The organism is Petrotoga sp. HWHPT.55.6.3, from assembly GCF_002895495.1.
In the GTDB taxonomy this organism is placed as follows: Bacteria; Thermotogota; Thermotogae; order Petrotogales; family Petrotogaceae; genus Petrotoga; species Petrotoga mobilis.
The window spans coordinates 120,866-138,723 of the sequence record NZ_AZRJ01000009.1; the positions used below are offsets into that span (position 1 = coordinate 120,866).

18 protein-coding genes and 4 tRNA genes are annotated in these 17,858 nt (G+C 33.4%); 12 read left to right on the plus strand and 10 right to left on the minus strand.

What is annotated here, in order from left to right:
* Genes jag through rpmH form a run of 5 tightly spaced genes read right to left on the minus strand, consistent with a single transcriptional unit; the run spans position 1 to position 2,809 of the window.
* Complete coding sequence (gene jag, locus X926_RS03805; RefSeq protein ID WP_103065072.1) at positions 1 to 654, minus strand: RNA-binding cell elongation regulator Jag/EloR; 654 nt, start codon at positions 652 to 654, stop codon at positions 1 to 3.
* An 8-nt stretch (positions 655 to 662) separates the two neighbouring features.
* Positions 663 to 2,051 carry a membrane protein insertase YidC gene (yidC, locus tag X926_RS03810; protein WP_103065073.1) on the minus strand — a complete coding sequence of 463 codons (1,389 nt, stop codon included), beginning with the start codon at positions 2,049 to 2,051 and terminating at the stop codon, positions 663 to 665.
* A 1-nt stretch (position 2,052) separates the two neighbouring features.
* Positions 2,053 to 2,322, minus strand: a complete 270-nt coding sequence (yidD, locus tag X926_RS03815) for a membrane protein insertion efficiency factor YidD (RefSeq protein ID WP_012208443.1) — start codon at positions 2,320 to 2,322, stop codon at positions 2,053 to 2,055.
* Positions 2,319 to 2,675, minus strand: coding sequence for a ribonuclease P protein component (gene rnpA / locus X926_RS03820; RefSeq protein WP_103065074.1), 357 nt, complete (start codon positions 2,673 to 2,675; stop codon positions 2,319 to 2,321). Before rnpA ends, yidD begins: the two co-directional genes overlap by 4 nt.
* Positions 2,675 to 2,809 (minus strand): 50S ribosomal protein L34, encoded by a 135-nt coding sequence (gene rpmH, locus X926_RS03825; RefSeq protein ID WP_012208441.1) that lies wholly within the window; start codon positions 2,807 to 2,809, stop codon positions 2,675 to 2,677. Before rpmH ends, rnpA begins: the two co-directional genes overlap by 1 nt.
* Before the next feature lie 294 nt (positions 2,810 to 3,103).
* Between rpmH and X926_RS03830 the strand changes: the two genes are divergently transcribed.
* From X926_RS03830 to X926_RS03840, 3 genes are all read left to right on the plus strand, one after another.
* Positions 3,104 to 4,003: a DUF89 domain-containing protein gene (locus tag X926_RS03830; RefSeq protein WP_103065075.1), complete on the plus strand. Its 900-nt coding sequence runs from the start codon at positions 3,104 to 3,106 to the stop codon at positions 4,001 to 4,003.
* Between the two features lie 37 nt (positions 4,004 to 4,040).
* Positions 4,041 to 5,552 (plus strand): bifunctional UDP-sugar hydrolase/5'-nucleotidase, encoded by a 1,512-nt coding sequence (locus tag X926_RS03835; protein WP_103065076.1) that lies wholly within the window; start codon positions 4,041 to 4,043, stop codon positions 5,550 to 5,552.
* Positions 5,553 to 5,680: 128 nt separating this feature from the next.
* Positions 5,681 to 7,573: a 5'-nucleotidase C-terminal domain-containing protein gene (locus X926_RS03840; RefSeq protein ID WP_103065077.1), complete on the plus strand. Its 1,893-nt coding sequence runs from the start codon at positions 5,681 to 5,683 to the stop codon at positions 7,571 to 7,573.
* Positions 7,574 to 7,726: 153 nt separating this feature from the next.
* Here the strand turns inward: X926_RS03840 and mutL are convergent, their stop codons facing one another.
* Positions 7,727 to 9,592: a DNA mismatch repair endonuclease MutL gene (gene mutL, locus X926_RS03845; RefSeq protein WP_158245189.1), complete on the minus strand. Its 1,866-nt coding sequence runs from the start codon at positions 9,590 to 9,592 to the stop codon at positions 7,727 to 7,729.
* A 122-nt stretch (positions 9,593 to 9,714) separates the two neighbouring features.
* Here mutL and X926_RS03850 point away from each other — a divergent pair, with 122 nt between their 5' ends.
* Genes X926_RS03850 through X926_RS03890 form a run of 9 tightly spaced genes read left to right on the plus strand, consistent with a single transcriptional unit; the run spans position 9,715 to position 17,507 of the window.
* Positions 9,715 to 10,878, plus strand: a complete 1,164-nt coding sequence (locus tag X926_RS03850; RefSeq protein ID WP_233186673.1) for a glycosyltransferase family 4 protein — start codon at positions 9,715 to 9,717, stop codon at positions 10,876 to 10,878.
* A complete protein-coding gene (locus X926_RS03855; protein WP_103065080.1) occupies positions 10,875 to 11,294 on the plus strand; it encodes a Mini-ribonuclease 3 in 420 nt (139 codons plus the stop codon). Before X926_RS03850 ends, X926_RS03855 begins: the two co-directional genes overlap by 4 nt.
* Complete coding sequence (gene rlmB / locus X926_RS03860; RefSeq protein WP_103065081.1) at positions 11,267 to 11,989, plus strand: 23S rRNA (guanosine(2251)-2'-O)-methyltransferase RlmB; 723 nt, start codon at positions 11,267 to 11,269, stop codon at positions 11,987 to 11,989. Before X926_RS03855 ends, rlmB begins: the two co-directional genes overlap by 28 nt.
* A 32-nt stretch (positions 11,990 to 12,021) precedes the next feature.
* Positions 12,022 to 12,504 (plus strand): OmpH family outer membrane protein, encoded by a 483-nt coding sequence (locus tag X926_RS03865; protein WP_012208433.1) that lies wholly within the window; start codon positions 12,022 to 12,024, stop codon positions 12,502 to 12,504.
* An 11-nt stretch (positions 12,505 to 12,515) separates the two neighbouring features.
* Complete coding sequence (gene lptB / locus X926_RS03870) at positions 12,516 to 13,226, plus strand: LPS export ABC transporter ATP-binding protein (protein ID WP_103065083.1); 711 nt, start codon at positions 12,516 to 12,518, stop codon at positions 13,224 to 13,226.
* Between the two features lie 5 nt (positions 13,227 to 13,231).
* Complete coding sequence (locus tag X926_RS03875) at positions 13,232 to 13,756, plus strand: TIGR00725 family protein (protein WP_012208431.1); 525 nt, start codon at positions 13,232 to 13,234, stop codon at positions 13,754 to 13,756.
* Entirely contained in the window at positions 13,756 to 15,159 is a 1,404-nt protein-coding gene (gene gltX, locus X926_RS03880; RefSeq protein ID WP_103065084.1) for a glutamate--tRNA ligase, read from the plus strand. Before X926_RS03875 ends, gltX begins: the two co-directional genes overlap by 1 nt.
* Before the next feature lie 7 nt (positions 15,160 to 15,166).
* Positions 15,167 to 16,366 carry a bifunctional phosphopantothenoylcysteine decarboxylase/phosphopantothenate--cysteine ligase CoaBC gene (coaBC, locus tag X926_RS03885; RefSeq protein ID WP_103065085.1) on the plus strand — a complete coding sequence of 400 codons (1,200 nt, stop codon included), beginning with the start codon at positions 15,167 to 15,169 and terminating at the stop codon, positions 16,364 to 16,366.
* Entirely contained in the window at positions 16,299 to 17,507 is a 1,209-nt protein-coding gene (locus X926_RS03890) for a L,D-transpeptidase family protein (protein WP_103065086.1), read from the plus strand. Before coaBC ends, X926_RS03890 begins: the two co-directional genes overlap by 68 nt.
* 17 nt (positions 17,508 to 17,524) lie before the next feature.
* On the opposite strand, the gene X926_RS03895 is transcribed toward X926_RS03890, so the two are convergent.
* The 4 genes from X926_RS03895 to X926_RS03910 form a co-directional block, all read right to left on the minus strand.
* Positions 17,525 to 17,599: transfer RNA gene (locus tag X926_RS03895), tRNA-His, on the minus strand.
* Between the two features lie 8 nt (positions 17,600 to 17,607).
* Positions 17,608 to 17,683 (minus strand) — tRNA-Arg (locus X926_RS03900).
* Positions 17,684 to 17,759, minus strand: a tRNA-Gly gene (locus tag X926_RS03905).
* A gap of 13 nt (positions 17,760 to 17,772) precedes the next feature.
* Positions 17,773 to 17,848: transfer RNA gene (locus tag X926_RS03910), tRNA-Pro, on the minus strand.
* Between the last annotated feature and the right edge of the window lie 10 nt (positions 17,849 to 17,858).

Sequence of the window (17,858 nt, forward strand, 5' to 3'; positions counted from 1 at the left end):
TTAATTCTGACCATTTTTTGAGGGATAAATCACAACTTTTCTATAAGGTTCTAATCCCATGGAAACGGTGTGTAATTTGGGATAATTATAATTTATATACTTGTGAATTATTTTTCTTTCAAAGGAAAACATTGGGGCTAATTCAACCTTTTCATTAGTCGTTATTGCCTTCTTAGCAGCATTTTCAGCAATTAGTTCTAGGTTTTTTTTTCTATTCCTTCTGTAATCCCCAACATCCAATTTAACATCACATTTAGTATCCGTCATTCTATTGACATAAATCATGGTTAAATGCTGTAGTGCTCCAAGGTTCCGCCCTTGTTTGCCAATTACTTTACCTAAGTTCTCTCCTTCTAAAAAAACTTTTAAGGTCTTATTGTAATAGTTAATATTGATATCAACATCTTCCTCAAAATAAGAAAGAATATTTTTCAAGAACTTTTTTACCTTATTGATAAGATATTTCTCGTTGGGATAAGCTTCTATTATGAGGGGCTTTTTACCTATTCCAAAAAGGAATCCCTTAGAAGGCTCTTGAATAATCTTATAAGAAATCTCATCGATACATGATGCGTTAAAATTTGATTTTGCTTTTTCTAAAACCGATTCCAAATCAGTTCCTTCAAATTTTGTCTCACCTTGTAATTTAAACACTTATCATTTCACCTCCTGACAGGCTTTGGACCCAAACCAACGAGTTGTCTAAACGTAATACCTTTGACATTGTAAATCCTGTTGTACACAAATGTCAACAAGGTTTGTATTACAGTGTTCAGTGAATAATAAATGAATACTCCGACGGGTAATCCAATCAAAATGAAAGGAAACACCACAGACATAATTACCGACGTCCATGCGCTCCTGGCATCTTGCGACATTAAAAGGGCATTGATTAAAGAAGCAATTATGGCTAGTAATAGTAGGAAAAAATTGGCTTGGAAACCGCCTAGAGAAAGATCTGTCCATAAAAGGAATCTGGGATTGTATGCATAACTACCTTCAAAATAGTAGATTACTTGCCACAGTATGATCATAATGGGGAGAGGAATCAAAGAAGTCAAACATCCTCCGGCAGGGTTCACTCCTTTTTCCTTGTACAATTTCAGAGTTTCTTCTTGCTGTTTTTGAGGGTTTTTATATTTTTTTCTTATTTTCTCAAGTTCTGGTTGTAACTGTTTCATTTCGATCATGGATTTCTTTTGCCTGCCATATACGGGGAATAATATTGCATTTACAATGAGGGTAAAGAGTATTATAGCCCAACCAAAATTCCCTGTTACTTTAAATAGCCACCAGAAAAAGTTAACGAACCAATAAAAAATATTATTGAAAGGTCCAAACTTTCCTAAATCCTGCATTAAATCGATTACTGTAGAGTAAACGATCCCTTCTTCTATACCATCAAACGTTTCTTTTATAAAAATTTTTTTGGTTGGACCTAAATAAGAAATTATTTTTTGATCCGAATAATTTAATGGGAATAAGTATTGGTTTTGAGAGAATTCTATCTCTTCAGGCGTATAGATGGCTAGTGTAGAATCTAAAGCTTCTCCTGTTGAAACGGATTTATCAATGTATGAAACAAAAACATTACCACTGTATCTTATTCCCGAAGAAAATGATATACTAGGTAAAACAACGTATCCATATAAATTTTTAAATTGAACATCAAAATGATAGTTTGGATCGTTGTAAAACTTATAAATCTTTTGCCCTCCGTTGGGGAAAAAGTAATTTACTTCAATATAACTTTGATCTTCCGCCAATCTGATATTATAGTTGCTTGGTAATATTTCTGTCATGTTTTGAGTATCTAAAATGTCGTAACTATCACCTGTATATTCATAGACTAAGTTGTATTTTTTCGTTCTGCTATCGTAGAGTTCGAAATTTAAAATGTGCCCATTTTGGTCTAACTTCAATCTATACAATTTCATTTCAATGGTAATTTCTTGATTCAATGAACTCTCTGATACTGTTATCTCAGGAATTGCAAAGGCGATAACATTTAAAAACATTAGTAACGTCAAAAAAAACAATCCTTTTTTCAAGTCATACACTCCTTCTGTGTTGTTTATTTTTTCCTTGCTTATGAACAAAAAAAGAAAACTTTTCAGGGACAGGATCGTAGCCCCCTTTGTGTAGTGGATTGCATCTGATAAAACGTCTAAATCCCAAATACAAACCTTTAAATACCCCGAACTTTTCCACCGCTTCATAGGTGTAAGATGAGCAGGTCGGTAGGTAGATACATTTGGGAGGAGTTGCAGGCGATATATGTTTTCTATAAAAATCAATAGACTTGAGAACAAGCTTTTTCATGCTTCTAACTTCCTCACCAATTTTAAAATTTGGTTTTTAATTTGAGAATAATCTATTCCTTTGAAATTTTTCGATAACTCTTTTCTTGGAATGAATACGAAATCGTATCCTAGTGGGAAAAAAGGTTTGTTAGTTCTATATATCTCTCTGATGTATCTTTTGATTAAATTTCTAATAACTGCGTTGCCAAATTTTTTGTTCACAATTATAGCGATTCTGTTATAATCCTTAGTATTTCGAAAATATATTATAACAAAATTATTGTCGATTAAGCGCCCGCCCTTTTCAAAAACATTTTTGAAATTCCTTTTTAATCGTAAGCGTTCTTTTTTCTTGAAAGTTTGCCCTTCCATTATACTGTTAAACGTTCTCTGCCTTTTGCTCTTCTTCTTCTCAAAACATTTCTTCCAGTTGATGTTCTTTTTCTAGCTAAAAAGCCATGAGTTCTTTTTCTCTTTATCCTAGATGGTTGATATGTTCTTTTCATCTCTTCACCTCCAAATCCTTATAAATTAAATGGTTTTATTAAAAATAAGATTGTTCCTTACTTAATTCCTCTTTAAGTACAAATTCAACCAATAGAAGCTAAATAATTGGTTTTAAAACTATCGAATATATTATAATGATTTAATGTTTTAATGTCAAGAAAGAGAAGTAACAATTTTTTTGGACAAATTTTTCTTAACAAAATACTAAATAAAGCTAATACTAAATTAATTAAACAGTGATAAAATTAAAAGTAGTTTTGTAGGGATTTTATAAGTTCGTGGGGTGAACAAAGATGAATATAGATTATGAATGTATTAATTGCCTTCTAAACCACTCTTCTGAGTTAATGTCTAAAGTTAATACTAACTCTTCAGATTCTCCTCAGAACATTTTTGATAATTACAAAGAGGTAATTCTAAAAACATTCGGGGATACGACTTCAACCCACACACCTTATTACTTAGTAAAAACATTTTATGATTCTTTTTATGATGTTTTTGGTGAAAATGATTACTTTCATACAGAAAAAGCTGACCTAAACCAACTATTTTTAGAAGTTTACGATGATCTATTAGATTTTTGTTTGTCTAGCAAAGATCCTCTTTATACTGCTTTCAAATTATCACTGATGGGGGAGCTTTTTTGCCACAATTCGGGAAATTCCTTTGGTGAGTTAGAGATAGAAATCCAAAATTTTTTTAACACAAAGGGAGAAGCAATAAACGATTTAGAAAAATTTAAAAAAGAGCTAGAAAATGCCCGGCTCCTGCTTTTTATTCATAATTATGCTGGTGAAATAGTTTTTGATAAATTGTTTATAAAAGTATTAAAAGAATTATACCCCAACTTGATCGTTCACTCTGCTTTGAAATCTCGTCCGGTTTACAAATGTGCGACTAAAAAAGATGCCGATCAAATTTTTTTAAAAGAAGTTTCGATTCCTGTTGAAAGCGGGTCCAAATATTTAGGAACCGATTTAAGCTTCGTTAGTCCATCATTCAAAAATATCTACAATGAGGCAGATATTGTAATAGCTAAAGGACAATCTAACTTTGAAAGTTTGGTTGACGAAAATCCAAAAAAATCAATCTATTATTCTTTTATTGTTAAGTGTTCAAAAATTGCGAAGTATCTTGATGTGAACAAAGAAGATTTAATATTTAAGCGAAGCTGGGTTATGAGTGGTAGTTGATGTGTGATTAAAACCAACTCAAAAGGAGGGGAACAAGATGAAAAGATTCTTAGGTATTTTAGTTTTTATCGTTTTGGTTTTATCGGTTTTTGCAGAGCCTAATCACTTAGTGATTTTCCACATGAACGATACTCACGGACATGTGTGGGGAACAGAAGATGGTGGAGGATTTGCCAGAGCAGCTACTCTGATAAATCAAGCAAGAGAAGAAGTAGCTAAGGAAGGTGGAGAAGTTCTTTTTCTACATGCCGGCGATGTAAACACAGGGATTCCAGAATCCGACCAATTGGATGCAGTTCCTGACTTCTTGGCGTTGCATTACATGGGTTTGGATGCTATGACTTTGGGCAATCATGAATTTGACAAACCTTTTGAAGTGCTTGAGAAACAGTATGAAGTAGCACAGTTTCCTTTTTTAGGGGCAAATTTTGTCAACGAGAAACGTGGTGGACCAGTTTTTGAACCATACGTTATAAAAGACTATGGTGATTTCTCAGTTGGAATTATAGGTCTTGTTACTGAACAAACAAAAGTTTTAGAACCAATTTATTTGGGTGAGAATACGATTGTAGATGCAGAAGAGACTTTGAAGAAATATCTCCCAATTGTTCAAGAAAAAGCCGATGTAGTTATCGTCCTCGGACACTTAGGTTATCATGCAGATGGAGGAAGGCCTAACTTGTCTGTTGAGTTCACTACCTCAGATGAGTTGGCTGAAAATGTATCTGGAGTAGATATTATAATAGACGGACATTCTCACACATTGTTAGAAACACCTGTAGTAATCAATAATGTTATAGTAGCACAAGCTGGAGAAAACGCAGAGAATATAGGAAGAATAGATTTATGGATTGATGATGGTAGGATAGTAGATTGGAGAGGAGAAGTAATTCCACTAACATCTGATATCCCTGAAGATCCTTTCATAAAAATGTTTACAGATGCTTTTTATCAACTTGGATCAGAGGCTTTGAATGAGGTTGTTGGAGTGACAAAAGTATATCTCGATGGGGAACGAGCCCACGTTAGAAGTGACGAAACGAATCTAAGCAACCTTATAGCGGATGGTATGATTTGGAAAACAGGTGCAGATGTTGCTTTAATGAACGGTGGCGGGATAAGAGCCTCTATTGAAGCAGGAGAGATAACCTACAGAGACATTTTGACTGTTTTGCCTTTTGGAAACACATTGTACGTTTTAGAGTTGACTGGGAAAGACATAATGGATGTTTTAAATTATGCTGCTACAATTCCTGATGGTCAGGGAGCTAAGTTACATGTTGCGGGGTTAACTGCAGAAATAAAAGGTGGAAAAGCTACAAACGTAAAAATAAACGGCAAACCCATTGATTTGAACAAAACATATAAGGTTGTTACCAACAACTATGTAGCTGCAGGTGGAGACGGATACACAATGCTTGCAGGTAAACCTGGTTACGATACATACTTTAGAGATGCGGATTCTTTACGTGAATATATTGCTCATTTGGGAACTATAGAAGATTATACTTCCGAAGAGAGATTGGTAGAATTAGATCAGGTTAAGTAAACAAAAAAAGGGGTGTAAGTAAAATCTACACCCCTTTTAGATTCATTTTAAGTAGCACTTTTACCTCTTGTTTGGTATTTCGTTTTTTTTCTTTTTTGGTGAAAAACTTAATGTAAAGGGGTGATTTTATGTTAAAAAGAGGCATTTTAGCGTTGGTGTTGTTTTTGAGTGTGTTCTCGTTGTTTTTTGCTGAGACGATAGAAGTCCAAATTTTAGCAACTTCAGATTTGCACGGACGCTTTTTACCTTATGATTATGCCTTAAACCAACCTAATTATAGTGGAAGTATTGCACAAGTCTATTCGATCATAAATGAGTTGAGAAGCGAAAATCCTTACGGAACTATATTGATTGACAATGGAGATACAATCCAAGAAAACCTTTCAAACATTTTTTTAGAAGATGCCATACATCCCATGATTTTTGCTATGAATGAAATGGGTTATGATGCATGGATTTTAGGTAATCATGAGTTTAACTATGGGGTCCTAACACTTAAAAAGATTATGAGACAATTCATGCCAGTGGATGATAATCCTAACAGTGTTTTGTGTGGCAATGTTTATAATCCCGATGGAACAAGGTTAGCTGCCCCTTATAAAATAGTTACCACAGGGAATGGAGTAAAAGTTGGAATAATAGGTATGGTTACTCCTAACATAGTAAAATGGGACGCTGCAAATTTGCAGGATTACATTGTTGTTGATCCTGTGGATGAGGTAAGAGTAGCAGTTGCACAACTAAAAGGACAAGTTGACGTGATTGTGGGAGCTTTTCATATGGGAATCGAAGAAGAATATGGGACCTATGGTTCTGGAATCATAGATATTCTAGAAAAGACACCTGATTTAGATGTTGTTATTGCGGGTCATTTCCATGAAAAAATTGCTGAAACTTACTATTATAATGGAAAGTTGTATAAAGCTGTTAATGGTAAGATTATCGATGATCAAAAAAATGACATTACGCAAGAAGTGAAGCTCAACGGAACTTTAATTGTGGAACCCGGAAAATGGGGGCAGACGTTATCACAAGTGGTATTGGAACTCCAGAAGGAAGGGGATAAGTACGTAATAGTTGATAAAAGTTCCGCCAATTACGATGTAAAAACTGCTACTGGAACAGTACCACCAGACAGTGAATTGGAGAAAAAGCTTCAACCTTTTCATTATAAGGCTTTAGACTATGCTAACGAGGTAATAGGAGAATTAAAAGGTGGATCTTTAGTTCCTCCAGATGAAATAAAAGGTATCCCACAAGTATACATACAGCCCACCGCTATGATAGATTTGATAAATTCCGTTCAAATGTATTATGGAGAACAACTAATAGGTGAAAAAATAGATGTATCAGCTTCTGCAGCTTTTAGATCGGATGCAAATATAAAAGAAGGCCCTATAAAAAGATCGGATATTTCTTTAATTTATAGATACGACAATACTTTGTATGTACTAGAAATAACGGGGAAGCAGTTGAAGAAATATATGGAATGGTCGGCTTCTTATTACAATCAATACCAACCTGGAGATTTAACTATTTCTTTCAACCAAAAAATTCCGGGTTATAATTATGATATGTTTAAAGGGGTTTATTACGAGATCGATGTTTCAAAACCCGTTGGTCAGAGGATAGTAAATTTAAGAAAAATAGATGGTACACCTATTCAAGATAATGATGTATTGACGTTGGCAGTCAACAATTATAGAGCAAATACCCAACTTTTGACATATGGTCCAATATTTGAAAAAGGAGAACAACTGCCAAAGCTTCTTGGTAGAACAGAAGATCATCCTGACTTTTCAGCTATAAGCGGAGGAGATCTAAGAAAACTCATAGAAAAGTATATAATAGAAGTAAAAAATGGTATGCTTACCCCAGAATATGAAGAAAATTGGAAAATAGTGGGTACCGATTGGGGTGAGGAATTGCATAATAAGCTTAAGGAATTATCCCACGAAGGAACCGTGGAAGTAAGCCCGTACGAACCTGTTAGAGTAGAGGATATTGAAGTATTTTTATAACTCCTAACTTCATAATATAATTACCAAGTAGGCTCATGAAATAAATTGTGTTTTCTTTATGAGTCGTCCAGATAAATGGAAAGAATGTTTCAGAAGAGTAATCTAATTACGTAATCATACTAAAAGGGGTGTAAGTAAAATCTACACCCCTTTTTAAGTCCTTCCAAAGTATTTATCTAAGGTTTTAAAGGTGATTTGGATCATTATCGGTCTACCATGTGGACAGGTTAGTAATTTTTTCTCAAAAATGTTGTTTAAAAGTGTTTCCATCCCCGTAGGATTATCTTTAGTTTTTACAGCCGCTCTACATGCCATAGTAGCTAAGTTCTTATCAAGTATGTTTGTTTGCTGATCAAAATTTGATATTCTTAGATCATCGGCTATCTCGAATATCAATTTTTCGGTATCATCAATTTTCACAAGTGAAGGGAGCCCTTTCACAATAATTTCTTTTTCATCTTCTTCTAGTTTTATACCCAATTTTTCTAAGTGATCTTTGTTTTCTAAAATTATTCCTTTTCTTACTTCATCTAGAGCTATTTTAACAGGGGTAAGTAGAAGGTCGGAAGTAAGTCCACCTTTTTCGTATACGTTCTCCTTTAAAATTTCGTATATATAACGTTCATGTGCGGCATGAAAATCTACTAAGAGTAATTTGTCTTCATCTTCAACTACGAGATATCTTTCAGCAACTATGCCCAAAATTCTTAACTTTTCTAAAGAATTAATTTTTTCAACAGGAGTAAACGTCTGACTCTTTTGATATTCAAAACCTTTAAAATCAAAGGTTTTTGAAGGTTCATAAAGTTTATAATTATTATCAAAATGATTATGTTCTTCTTGAAGATCTTCTATTTCAGAGTTATTAAAAAATTTGTCTGTAATTTCAAAATAATCTTTATTTGTATTGTTTTGTGAAAAATCAACTTTTTGAGAATTTTCGTTCTTGTTGTATAAATTTTGAACAGAAAACGAAGAAGTTTTTTTATTTGAATCAATTGTATCGTTACTACCTATAAATTCCATCGTAAAGTGAATGTTTTTCTTCAGGGTCTCTCTTACAATTTTTTTAAGTAAAGAAGCTATCATCTGTTCGTCAGTGAATTTTACTTCCAATTTTTGAGGATGAACGTTTACATCAACCATATCCGGTGGTATTTCTATGAATATTATTCCATAAGGATGAACTGATTTTTCAAGCATTTCACCGTAACCTGTTTCTAAAACGGAGTAGAGTGAGGCTGCCTTGATGTATCTGTTGTTTACAAAAAAATGTTGGGCAGTTCTGTTATTTCTTCCAACTTTGGGATGTGAAATAACTCCAGATATTTTGCATAATGAGTCGTTGTGTTCAATTTCTATGAGAGCATCTCTTTTTAACTCGGGATATATTTTTAAACATTTTGTAATTAGATCCATATCCGAAGAAAATTTGTAGATTTCTTTGTTTTCTCTGATGTATGTTAAGTTAATGTTGTTGGTGAAGGCAAACTTTTCTATAATCTCTGTAACGTATCTTCCTTCAGCAGAATCACTTTTAAGAAATTTTCTGCGTGCAGGAATGTTAAAAAAAAGATCCATAATTTCTATTTTCGTTCCATTTGATGAATTAACCCTCTTTTTTTCTATTATTTTTCCACCTAATATTTCTAACATTGTTCCAACTTCTTTTTCAGGTGGTTTGGAGGTCATTTTCATTCTAGAAACCCTTGAAATTGAAGATAGGGCCTCACCTCTAAAACCAAATGTTTTTAGTTGATAAAGATCCTCAATAGAGAAAATTTTGCTTGTGGTATGAGGAAGTATAGATAATTCTAATTCTTCTTCTTCCATCCCAATTCCGTTATCATCGACTTTTATTAACGATTTGCCGCCATCAAGTATTTCAACAGTTATACTATCTGCTTGGGCATCTAAAGAATTTTCTACCAATTCTTTAACTACAGAGTTTGGGCCGGATACAACTTCTCCAGCTGCTATTTTCATTACCACTTCAGGATTAAGTACTTTTATTCTCATAAAAAAACACCTCTTCAAAGTATAACAGTTCATATATTATTATATCATCTTTAAAAACTCAACCTCAAAAAATAGCGAATTTTTGTTATAATAAATACGTATAGGAATTTTATAAGGGGGAAATGCAATTGAATATAGGAATGTTTTCCGATACTTATTTACCGCAAAAAAATGGAGTTGCCACAGCTATAAAACTCTATAAGGATGAAATGGAAAAAAGGGGACACAATGTATATCTATTTGTTCCAAAATATAAATTTGACTACAAAAGGAACGATGATAAAATTTTTGAATTTCCGGCTGTTAAATTCCTCTTTGAGAAAGAGCAGAGGATTGCACTACCATTTTCTCCAGAAATTTTTAAAATTAAAGAGTTAAACTTGGATATAATACATTCTCATGATCCTTTTTCTATGGGAATTCTTGCAAGGGTTGTTTCACGCATGTTGAAGTTAAAATACGTAGCAACACACCATACCATGTATGATTATTATTTGCACTATCTACCATTGATAGTTAGACCCCAACCTGAATTTGTTCAAAGACTTATAAAAAATTGGTGTTTAAAAACAGATAAAATAATCGCTCCTACTGAGAATATAAAAGAGACGCTTGTTGAATATGGTGTACCTTCCGAACATATAGTAACTATCCCAACTGGGATAGACCTAGCTTCTTTTGATAAACCTATTAACTGGGATTTGAAAAAAGAATATCCACAAATAAAAGAAGATGACAGAATTCTTTTATTTGTAGGTAGGTTGGGAAAGGAAAAGAACATAAGTTTTCTTTTGAAGGTGTTTAAGAAAGTGCTTTTGGATGAACCAAAGGTAAAATTCGTTATTGTTGGTGGAGGGCCTGAAAAAGAAGAGTTGGAAAAGTTAGCTATGGACTTAAATATCACTGAAAATGTTATTTTTACAGGTCCACAACCAAGAGAAAAGGTTATAGATGCCTACAAACAAGCTTATTTATTTATTTTTGCTTCTTACACGGAAACACAGGGATTAGTTATTCTTGAATCTATGGCTGCTGGTACGCCGGTAGTGGCTTTGGGTAAATTAGGTGTTTATGATATACTTTCTCAAGAAGGTGCAGGTGGAATTATGATCAAAGATTTAAATGAAGATGATTTTTCTCATGAGATACTTAAACTATTAAGAGATTTATCGTCATACGAAGGAATAAAAAAGAAAGCTGAAATTTTTGTGAAAGATAATTATTCCATCGAAAAGTGTGTAGATATGATTTTGGAACTATATAAAAGGGAGATAGTAAGTGTATGAAAGAATTTGAGGAAATAATAAATCTCCAACTTGCGGATCTGCGTGAAATACCTATCGAGAACTTTTCCTATATTGGAGATGCTGTTATAGGTTTGATTTACAAGGTGAAATTGCTAAAGGATGGAAGGATAAAGACAAGAGACCTTTATGAAAAAACAAAAGATTTTTTAAGTGCAAAAGCTCATTCGAAGTTTGTTGATATTGTGTTAGATCATTTAACTCCAATAGAAATGCAGTATTACAAGCGTGCGGAAAATTCCAACGGTGCCAAGAAAAGAGGCAACGATAATGATTATAGGAAATCTACAGGATTTGAAGCGGTCATTGGATATCTTTTTTTGACTAAAAGTTACTCAAGAATCGAGGAATTATTGGGAGTGATCGATAATTGTATATATACGGAAAAAACATATTAAAAGAGATTATTGAAGCTCGTTACCCTGTAAAGCATATTTTTTTCAGTAGTTCTAAAACAGAAAGAGGATCTTTAAAAGAAATCGTCGAAGATGTTGCAAATTTAGGATATTCCTACAGTTTTTCCCCCAATGAAGTTTTGGAAAAGATGGCTTTAACAAACAAACATCAGGGAATCGTAATTGATATGGGGAACGATTTTAAATATGAAAATTTGGATATTATAGAAGGAAAGGAAAAACTGTTTTTAGTAATCTTGGATCAGATTCAAGATCCGCATAATTTTGGAGCTATTGTAAGGACTTCGGTGGCCGCGGGGGTTGACGCCATTATAATACCAAAAGATAATGCTGTTGAAGTCACCCCTGTTGTTATAAAAGTATCTTCTGGTCAAATATTTAAGATACCGATAATTAAAGTAACCAATCTTTCAAATACAATAGAGACATTAAAGAAGGAAAATGTTTGGGTTTATGGAGCAGATGTTGAGGGTAAACCTTATTATGAAATCGATTGGCAAGGAAAAATATGCTTGGTTTTTGGAAATGAAGGAAACGGCATTCGAAAAAACGTTAAAAACCATTGTGATGAATTAGTAAGCATTCCGATGTTTAACAACGTTGAGTCTTTAAATGTATCGGTTAGTGCAGGAATTATACTTTTTGAAGCGAAGAAACAAAGAATTTTTAATATGTAATTATAATTCAAAATTTTATGGAGGTGTATGTTGTGAGTAATACAACAAGAAAAGTTTTTACTGTGATGGTATTTAGCATACTGTTTGCTGTTATTTCATTTTCTCAAACGGATTCAACTCTCAAAATTGGTTATGTGAATTTTGAAAAGACAGTAGAAAGTTATTACAAATGGAAGGATTTGGAATCAATGTATCAAATTGATCTACAATATTATCAAGGAAAAATCAATGAAATGGAACAACAGTTCAAGGATTTACAGAGTTCGGGGGCAACTGAGGAAGTCCTGCAACAAAATCTTCAACAATTACAAACTCGTGTAAATCAATATCAACAGGAATTGCAAAATGAGTATCAACAGAAAATGGCAAATATCACTTCGGAAGTAACAGTGAAGATAGCTCAGTATGCAAAAGAAAATGGGTACGATTTAATTTTAAATGAAATTGGTGTAGTTTATTACAATCCAGAATTAGATTTAACGGAAAAAATTATTCAATATTTGAATGAGAATTAAAAATAAATAATATGGAAAGGGTTATTATTGATTGTAGAAACATTAGCAAAACATATGGAAAAAAGATGGTATTGAATAATGTTCAATTTCAATCAAAAGCCGGTTTAATTACAGGATTACTTGGGCCAAATGGTGCAGGGAAAACAACTCTTTTTAAGATAATTTTAGGGTTAGTTGTTCCCAATTCTGGGGATGTTTTCCTCGATGGTAGAAATATAACCCATCTTCCTATACACAAAAGAGCGTTGAATGGATTGGCTTATCTACCTCAAGAACCGTCTGTTTTTAGGAACTTATCTGTAAGAGATAATCTTGAAATGATCGCCGATCTTCTTAAAATTGAAGATGCGAATCAAAAAATTAAGAGTATAATGGAAGATTTTGGATTAGATACTTTAATTCACCAAAAGTCTTATTCTTTATCCGGTGGAGAAAAAAGAAAATTAGAGTTTGCTAGAACGTTGATAACGAATCCAAAAGTAATCCTTTTGGACGAGCCTTTTGTTGGTATAGATCCCATAACAGTTAAGGATATACAACAAATAATTAGAAAACTTGCAAAAAGTGGGATTTCAATAATTGTTACGGATCACAGTGTCGATGAAATTGCTCAGGTAGTTGATGAACTTTATGTTTTACACAAAGGTGAAGTTATAGCTAGTGGTGTTCCAAAAGATGTTTTGAATAACGCAAAGGTCAAAGAAAGTTATTTGGGTTGGTGATCGGTTTGAATGTAGGGGTTATCGGGTATTCTGGAAATATCTTTAAAGATCCAATTAAATCGTTAGCTTCACTTTGTTATGATGTCGGTAGAATTATAGCAGAGAATAATTGGATTCTAGTGAACGGCGGACGTGATGGAATAATGCAACTAGTTTCAAAGGCCGTAAAAAATAATGGTGGGCATGTTATTGGTTTTTTACCGTGGGAACAAGAAGGGAACGGTTATTTGGACTTTCCTATAAAAACAGGGCTTGATCTTAATATGCGTTCTTTTGTTTTGTTAAAAAATGTCGATGTGGTCGTAAGTATAGGAGGGGAAATCGGCACGGCTATAGAAATTTTGGGGGCTTATTCGTACAAAAAACCGATATTGTTAATGAAAAATTCAGGCGGATGGACAGATAGGATAACTGAAGTTTTGATAGAAGGTAAGTTTCTTGATAATAGAAAATTAGTAGAGGTAAAACAAGTATCTTCTATTGATGAACTTGAAAGAATTTTGAAAGGTATTGAAGAGGTGAACAACTAATGATAAGAGTAAGATTTGCTCCAAGTCCCACGGGTCATCTACACGTTGGGGGTTTAAGAACAGCCTTGTTTAATTGGTACTTTGCCAAGAAAAATAATGGGAAGTTTATTCTAAGAATTGAAGATACCGATATGGAACGTTCCAAAAAAGAGTACGAGGATGCCATTTTAGAAGAAATGAAATGGGTAGGCTTAGATTACGATGAAGGTGTAGATAAACCTGGTGAATATGGGCCATACAGACAAAGTGAAAGACTAGACATATACAAACATTATATAGATCAACTTTTAAATGAAGAAAAGGCTTATTTTTCAGTTACTAAAAACGATGAAATAATTTTTGAAGGTAATAATCTTCTAGACAAATATAAAAAAAACAATGATTATTCTGTGGTTGTAAAGTTTAAGGTTAATAATGATCAAAAAATATCTTTTTTGGACGAAATTAGAGGAACTATACAATTCGATATGTCTCATATAAATGATTTTGTTATTCTAAGATCAAACGGAATTCCGGTTTACAATTTCACAGTTGTGATAGATGATTATCTGATGAAAATAAGCCATGTTATAAGGGGTGAAGACCACATCTCTAATACACCCAAACAAATTTTGATATATAATGCTTTATCTTTTGAACTTCCAAAATTTGCCCATTTGCCTTTGATTTTAGGTGAAGACAAGTCTCCTTTGTCTAAAAGACACGGGGAGGTTTCGATTACTTATTTTAGAAAAGAAGGATATCTTCCTAAAGCTATATTGAATTACTTGAGTTTGTTAGGGTGGAATGCTAACGAACAGATATTTGATTACATAAAAAAATACCAGGAATTTGATCTAAAAAAGGTATCAAAAAATCCTTCCATTTTTGATTACACTAAACTTCTATGGACAAATGAAGTGCATTTGAGAAATGATTCAATTGAAGAAGTACACAAAAGTTTTAATGAATGGGCTAAATATACAAACGTCAAAATAGACAATGAAGATTCTTTTGTAAAAAAAATCATAGAAGTTTCCAGAGCTAAAGTTCAAACATTAAAACAACTTTATGAATTTTCCAAAAATTTTTTTGTTAAAGAATTCGAATACGAAGAAGAATTTATCGAAAAATACATGAAAAAACCTTGGTTTAAAGAAGTTATCGAGATAACGATAAGAAAACTCTCAGAAATTGATGAGTACGACCTTGCAAATGTAGAAAATACTTTAAAAGAAATAGCCGCTCTAAATATCACTGGTAGAAAAAATGTTTTTCAGACAATAAGAGGATCTCTTTTAGGGAGGTTAGTAACTCCTGGGTTGTACGAATCTATAATTATTTTAGGAAAAAATGAAAGTATTAAAAGGTTAAAAAGAGCTTTGGAATTCTCAAATACTTTGGATATTAATCCAAGAAGGTGAATTCTCTGTGTATCCTTACTTAAAAGGGAAAAACATTTTACTCGGTGTAACGAGTGGAATCGCCATTTATAAAGCGGTTGATCTAATTTCTAAGATGAGACAGATTGAATGTAATCCAAAAGTTATCATGACAAAAAATGCCCAAAGATGGATATCCGACCAGATTTTTTCTGCAGTAGGTAACTGTGAGGTTTACTATGAAACTTTCGATGTTAAAAGCGGTTGGATACCCCATACAGAGCTTTCTAGATGGGCAGAACTGTTTATCGTCGCCCCTGCGACAGCAAATATAATAGCTAAAATATCACATGGAATTGCCGATGATCTACTTTCTTGTACCGCTTTAGCTTATTCGAAAAATCCTAAACTAATTGTTCCTGCAATGAACGTTAGGATGTATGAAAATCCCGTTAATAAAAAGAATTTAGAAGTATTGAAACAAAATGGTTGGTCTATAATAGAGCCTGAAGAAGGACACTTAGCAGACGGAGAAATTGGTAAAGGAAGGTATCCAGATAATAGTGAGATATTAGAATACAGTGAATACCTACTTTCCAAAAAGGATTTCATGAATAAGAAAGTTTTAGTAACAGCTGGTCCTACGGTTGAAAGAATTGATCCTGTAAGGTTTTTGTCAAACAGGTCCAGTGGAAGAATGGGTTACGAATTAGCAAGAGAATTTGCAAACAGAGGAGCTGAGGTTACTTTAATATCTGGACCCACCAACTTAAAACCACCATCTATTATAAAAAAAATCATAAGAATAGAAAGTGCTAAAGAATTAAGAGAAAGGGTATTAGAGCATTTTGAAGATAATGACATAATAGTTATGACAGCTGCAGTAAGCGATGTAAGAATAAAAAATTATTCGGAACAAAAGTTAAAAAAAGATACAATAGTTAATCTAGAAATTGAGAAAAATCCTGATATAATAAAAGAATTAGGAAGGAAAAAAAGAGTTGGTCAAATACTTGTTGGATTCGCTGCGGAAACAGAGAACTTAAAAGAGAATGCCATAAAGAAATTAAAAGAAAAAAAGATTGATATGATAGTTTTAAACGATGTTTCAAGAGAAGATATAGGGTTTGAAAAAGAGGAAAACGAGGTGACCATTTTTACTAGTAAGGAGGAACTTCGACTTGAGAAAAATCACAAAAGGATTATCGCTAATAATATTTGTGACTTTATTTTCAGTACTTTTTTCTGAAAATTATTTTCGTTTGTATCCCGTTGAATATGATCAAACTCAAAATATTGTGAAAATTAATTTAGAAAGTTATATAAATACTGCGCAAAAACCAAATGTATACATATATGATGGGGGAGATAGAAAGAAATTAACCTTGTATGAAAAAGAAAACGGTGATTTCTCCTTTTATGTTAATTTAAACGCTTTTAAAGGCGATTATTATTCATTCTTAGTAACCTCTACAGATAAAGTAGGGAAAAATGTTTCACAGTTTTTTGCAAATTTTTTAGAAAAAGCCTTATTCGCTCCAAATATAGAAGTTGAAATAACTACCTCTGTTGTGGAAAATGGGTATCAATATTATTTGGATTATTATCCAGAAGAAGATTTGGAATTGGTGAAAGTACAGGTGGGGGATACGGTTTTTGAAGATCCAGATGAGTTCTTAAGGTTGTTGAGTAACTTTGAAGATGGGTTTTATGAATCTGTTTTTACTTTTAGGAATAGATATGGAATACATTTTGAGCAAAAAATCACCTTTTTGAAATTGGCAAAAGTTGTTGCTACCGAGAATGTACTAAAACCAAAACAAAAATATGAAGTATACGGTTACCATATCGTACAAAAAGGTGAGAGTATATATAAAATTGCTGAGAAATACAAGGTTCTTCCTGGAGATTTAGTTAATATGAACGATCTAAAGGATCCTTCTTTAATTTATCCAGGACAAGCTTTAAAGATAGGAAAGGTTAAATACGAAGAAAGTCCTTTACGCTTAGAAATAAACCTTTCGAAAAATAAGATGTACTTATATTTTCATGATCAGTTGTTAAAAACTTATATCGTTGCTGTTGGTATGAGTGATTACACGCCGCCCGGTTACTATCGAATTTCATACAAAGAGAAAGACCCAGCATTGTATTGGTACGATGAATATATACCTCCGGGTTCTCTAATGAATGGAATGGGAACAAGATGGCTACAGCTCTCAAACCCTCAATATGGGATTCATGGTACAACTAAACCATGGGAAATAGGCAAAAGAATCTCGCATGGATGTATTAGGATGTTCAACTTTGATGTTGAAGTTATTGACTTTTTGGCGTCTTTAGGAACGGAGGTTTATGTATATAACGGGGAGAGTGAAAAAGAATCTTAAATTATGACGTTTTTGAATGGGGTGGCTGGTGGGATTTGAACCCACGACATCCTGAGTCACAGTCAGGCGTTCTTCCACTGAACTACAGCCACCAAGAGTTTGGTGCGCCTGGGGGGACTCGAACCCTCAACCCTTGGATTAGAAATCCAATGCTCTATCCTTTGAGCTACAGGCGCTGGAGCGGCCGACGGGGGTCGAACCCGCAACCCTTGGCTTGGAAGGCCAATACTCTACCAATTGAGCTACGGCCGCATTAAATCATTAATGGTCGGAGCGACTGGGCTTGAACCAGCGACCTCCGGTGCCCAAGACCGGCGCGCTCCCAACTGCGCTACGCTCCGCTGCCTTACT

Excerpts from the sequence above, each read along its gene's own strand:
- rpmH (WP_012208441.1), bottom strand. The coding sequence starts at position 2,809 with ATGAAAAGAACATATCAACCATCTAGGATAAAGAGAAAAAGAACTCAT.
- X926_RS03830 (WP_103065075.1), top strand. The coding sequence starts at position 3,104 with ATGAATATAGATTATGAATGTATTAATTGCCTTCTAAACCACTCTTCT.
- X926_RS03835 (WP_103065076.1), top strand. The coding sequence starts at position 4,041 with ATGAAAAGATTCTTAGGTATTTTAGTTTTTATCGTTTTGGTTTTATCG.
- yidD (WP_012208443.1), bottom strand. The coding sequence starts at position 2,322 with ATGAAAAAGCTTGTTCTCAAGTCTATTGATTTTTATAGAAAACATATA.
- X926_RS03850 (WP_233186673.1), top strand. The coding sequence starts at position 9,715 with ATGCAATTGAATATAGGAATGTTTTCCGATACTTATTTACCGCAAAAA.
- rnpA (WP_103065074.1), bottom strand. The coding sequence starts at position 2,675 with ATGGAAGGGCAAACTTTCAAGAAAAAAGAACGCTTACGATTAAAAAGG.
- mutL (WP_158245189.1), bottom strand. The coding sequence starts at position 9,592 with ATGAGAATAAAAGTACTTAATCCTGAAGTGGTAATGAAAATAGCAGCT.
- gltX (WP_103065084.1), top strand. The coding sequence starts at position 13,756 with ATGATAAGAGTAAGATTTGCTCCAAGTCCCACGGGTCATCTACACGTT.
- X926_RS03840 (WP_103065077.1), top strand. The coding sequence starts at position 5,681 with ATGTTAAAAAGAGGCATTTTAGCGTTGGTGTTGTTTTTGAGTGTGTTC.
- X926_RS03855 (WP_103065080.1), top strand. The coding sequence starts at position 10,875 with ATGAAAGAATTTGAGGAAATAATAAATCTCCAACTTGCGGATCTGCGT.
- lptB (WP_103065083.1), top strand. The coding sequence starts at position 12,516 with ATGGAAAGGGTTATTATTGATTGTAGAAACATTAGCAAAACATATGGA.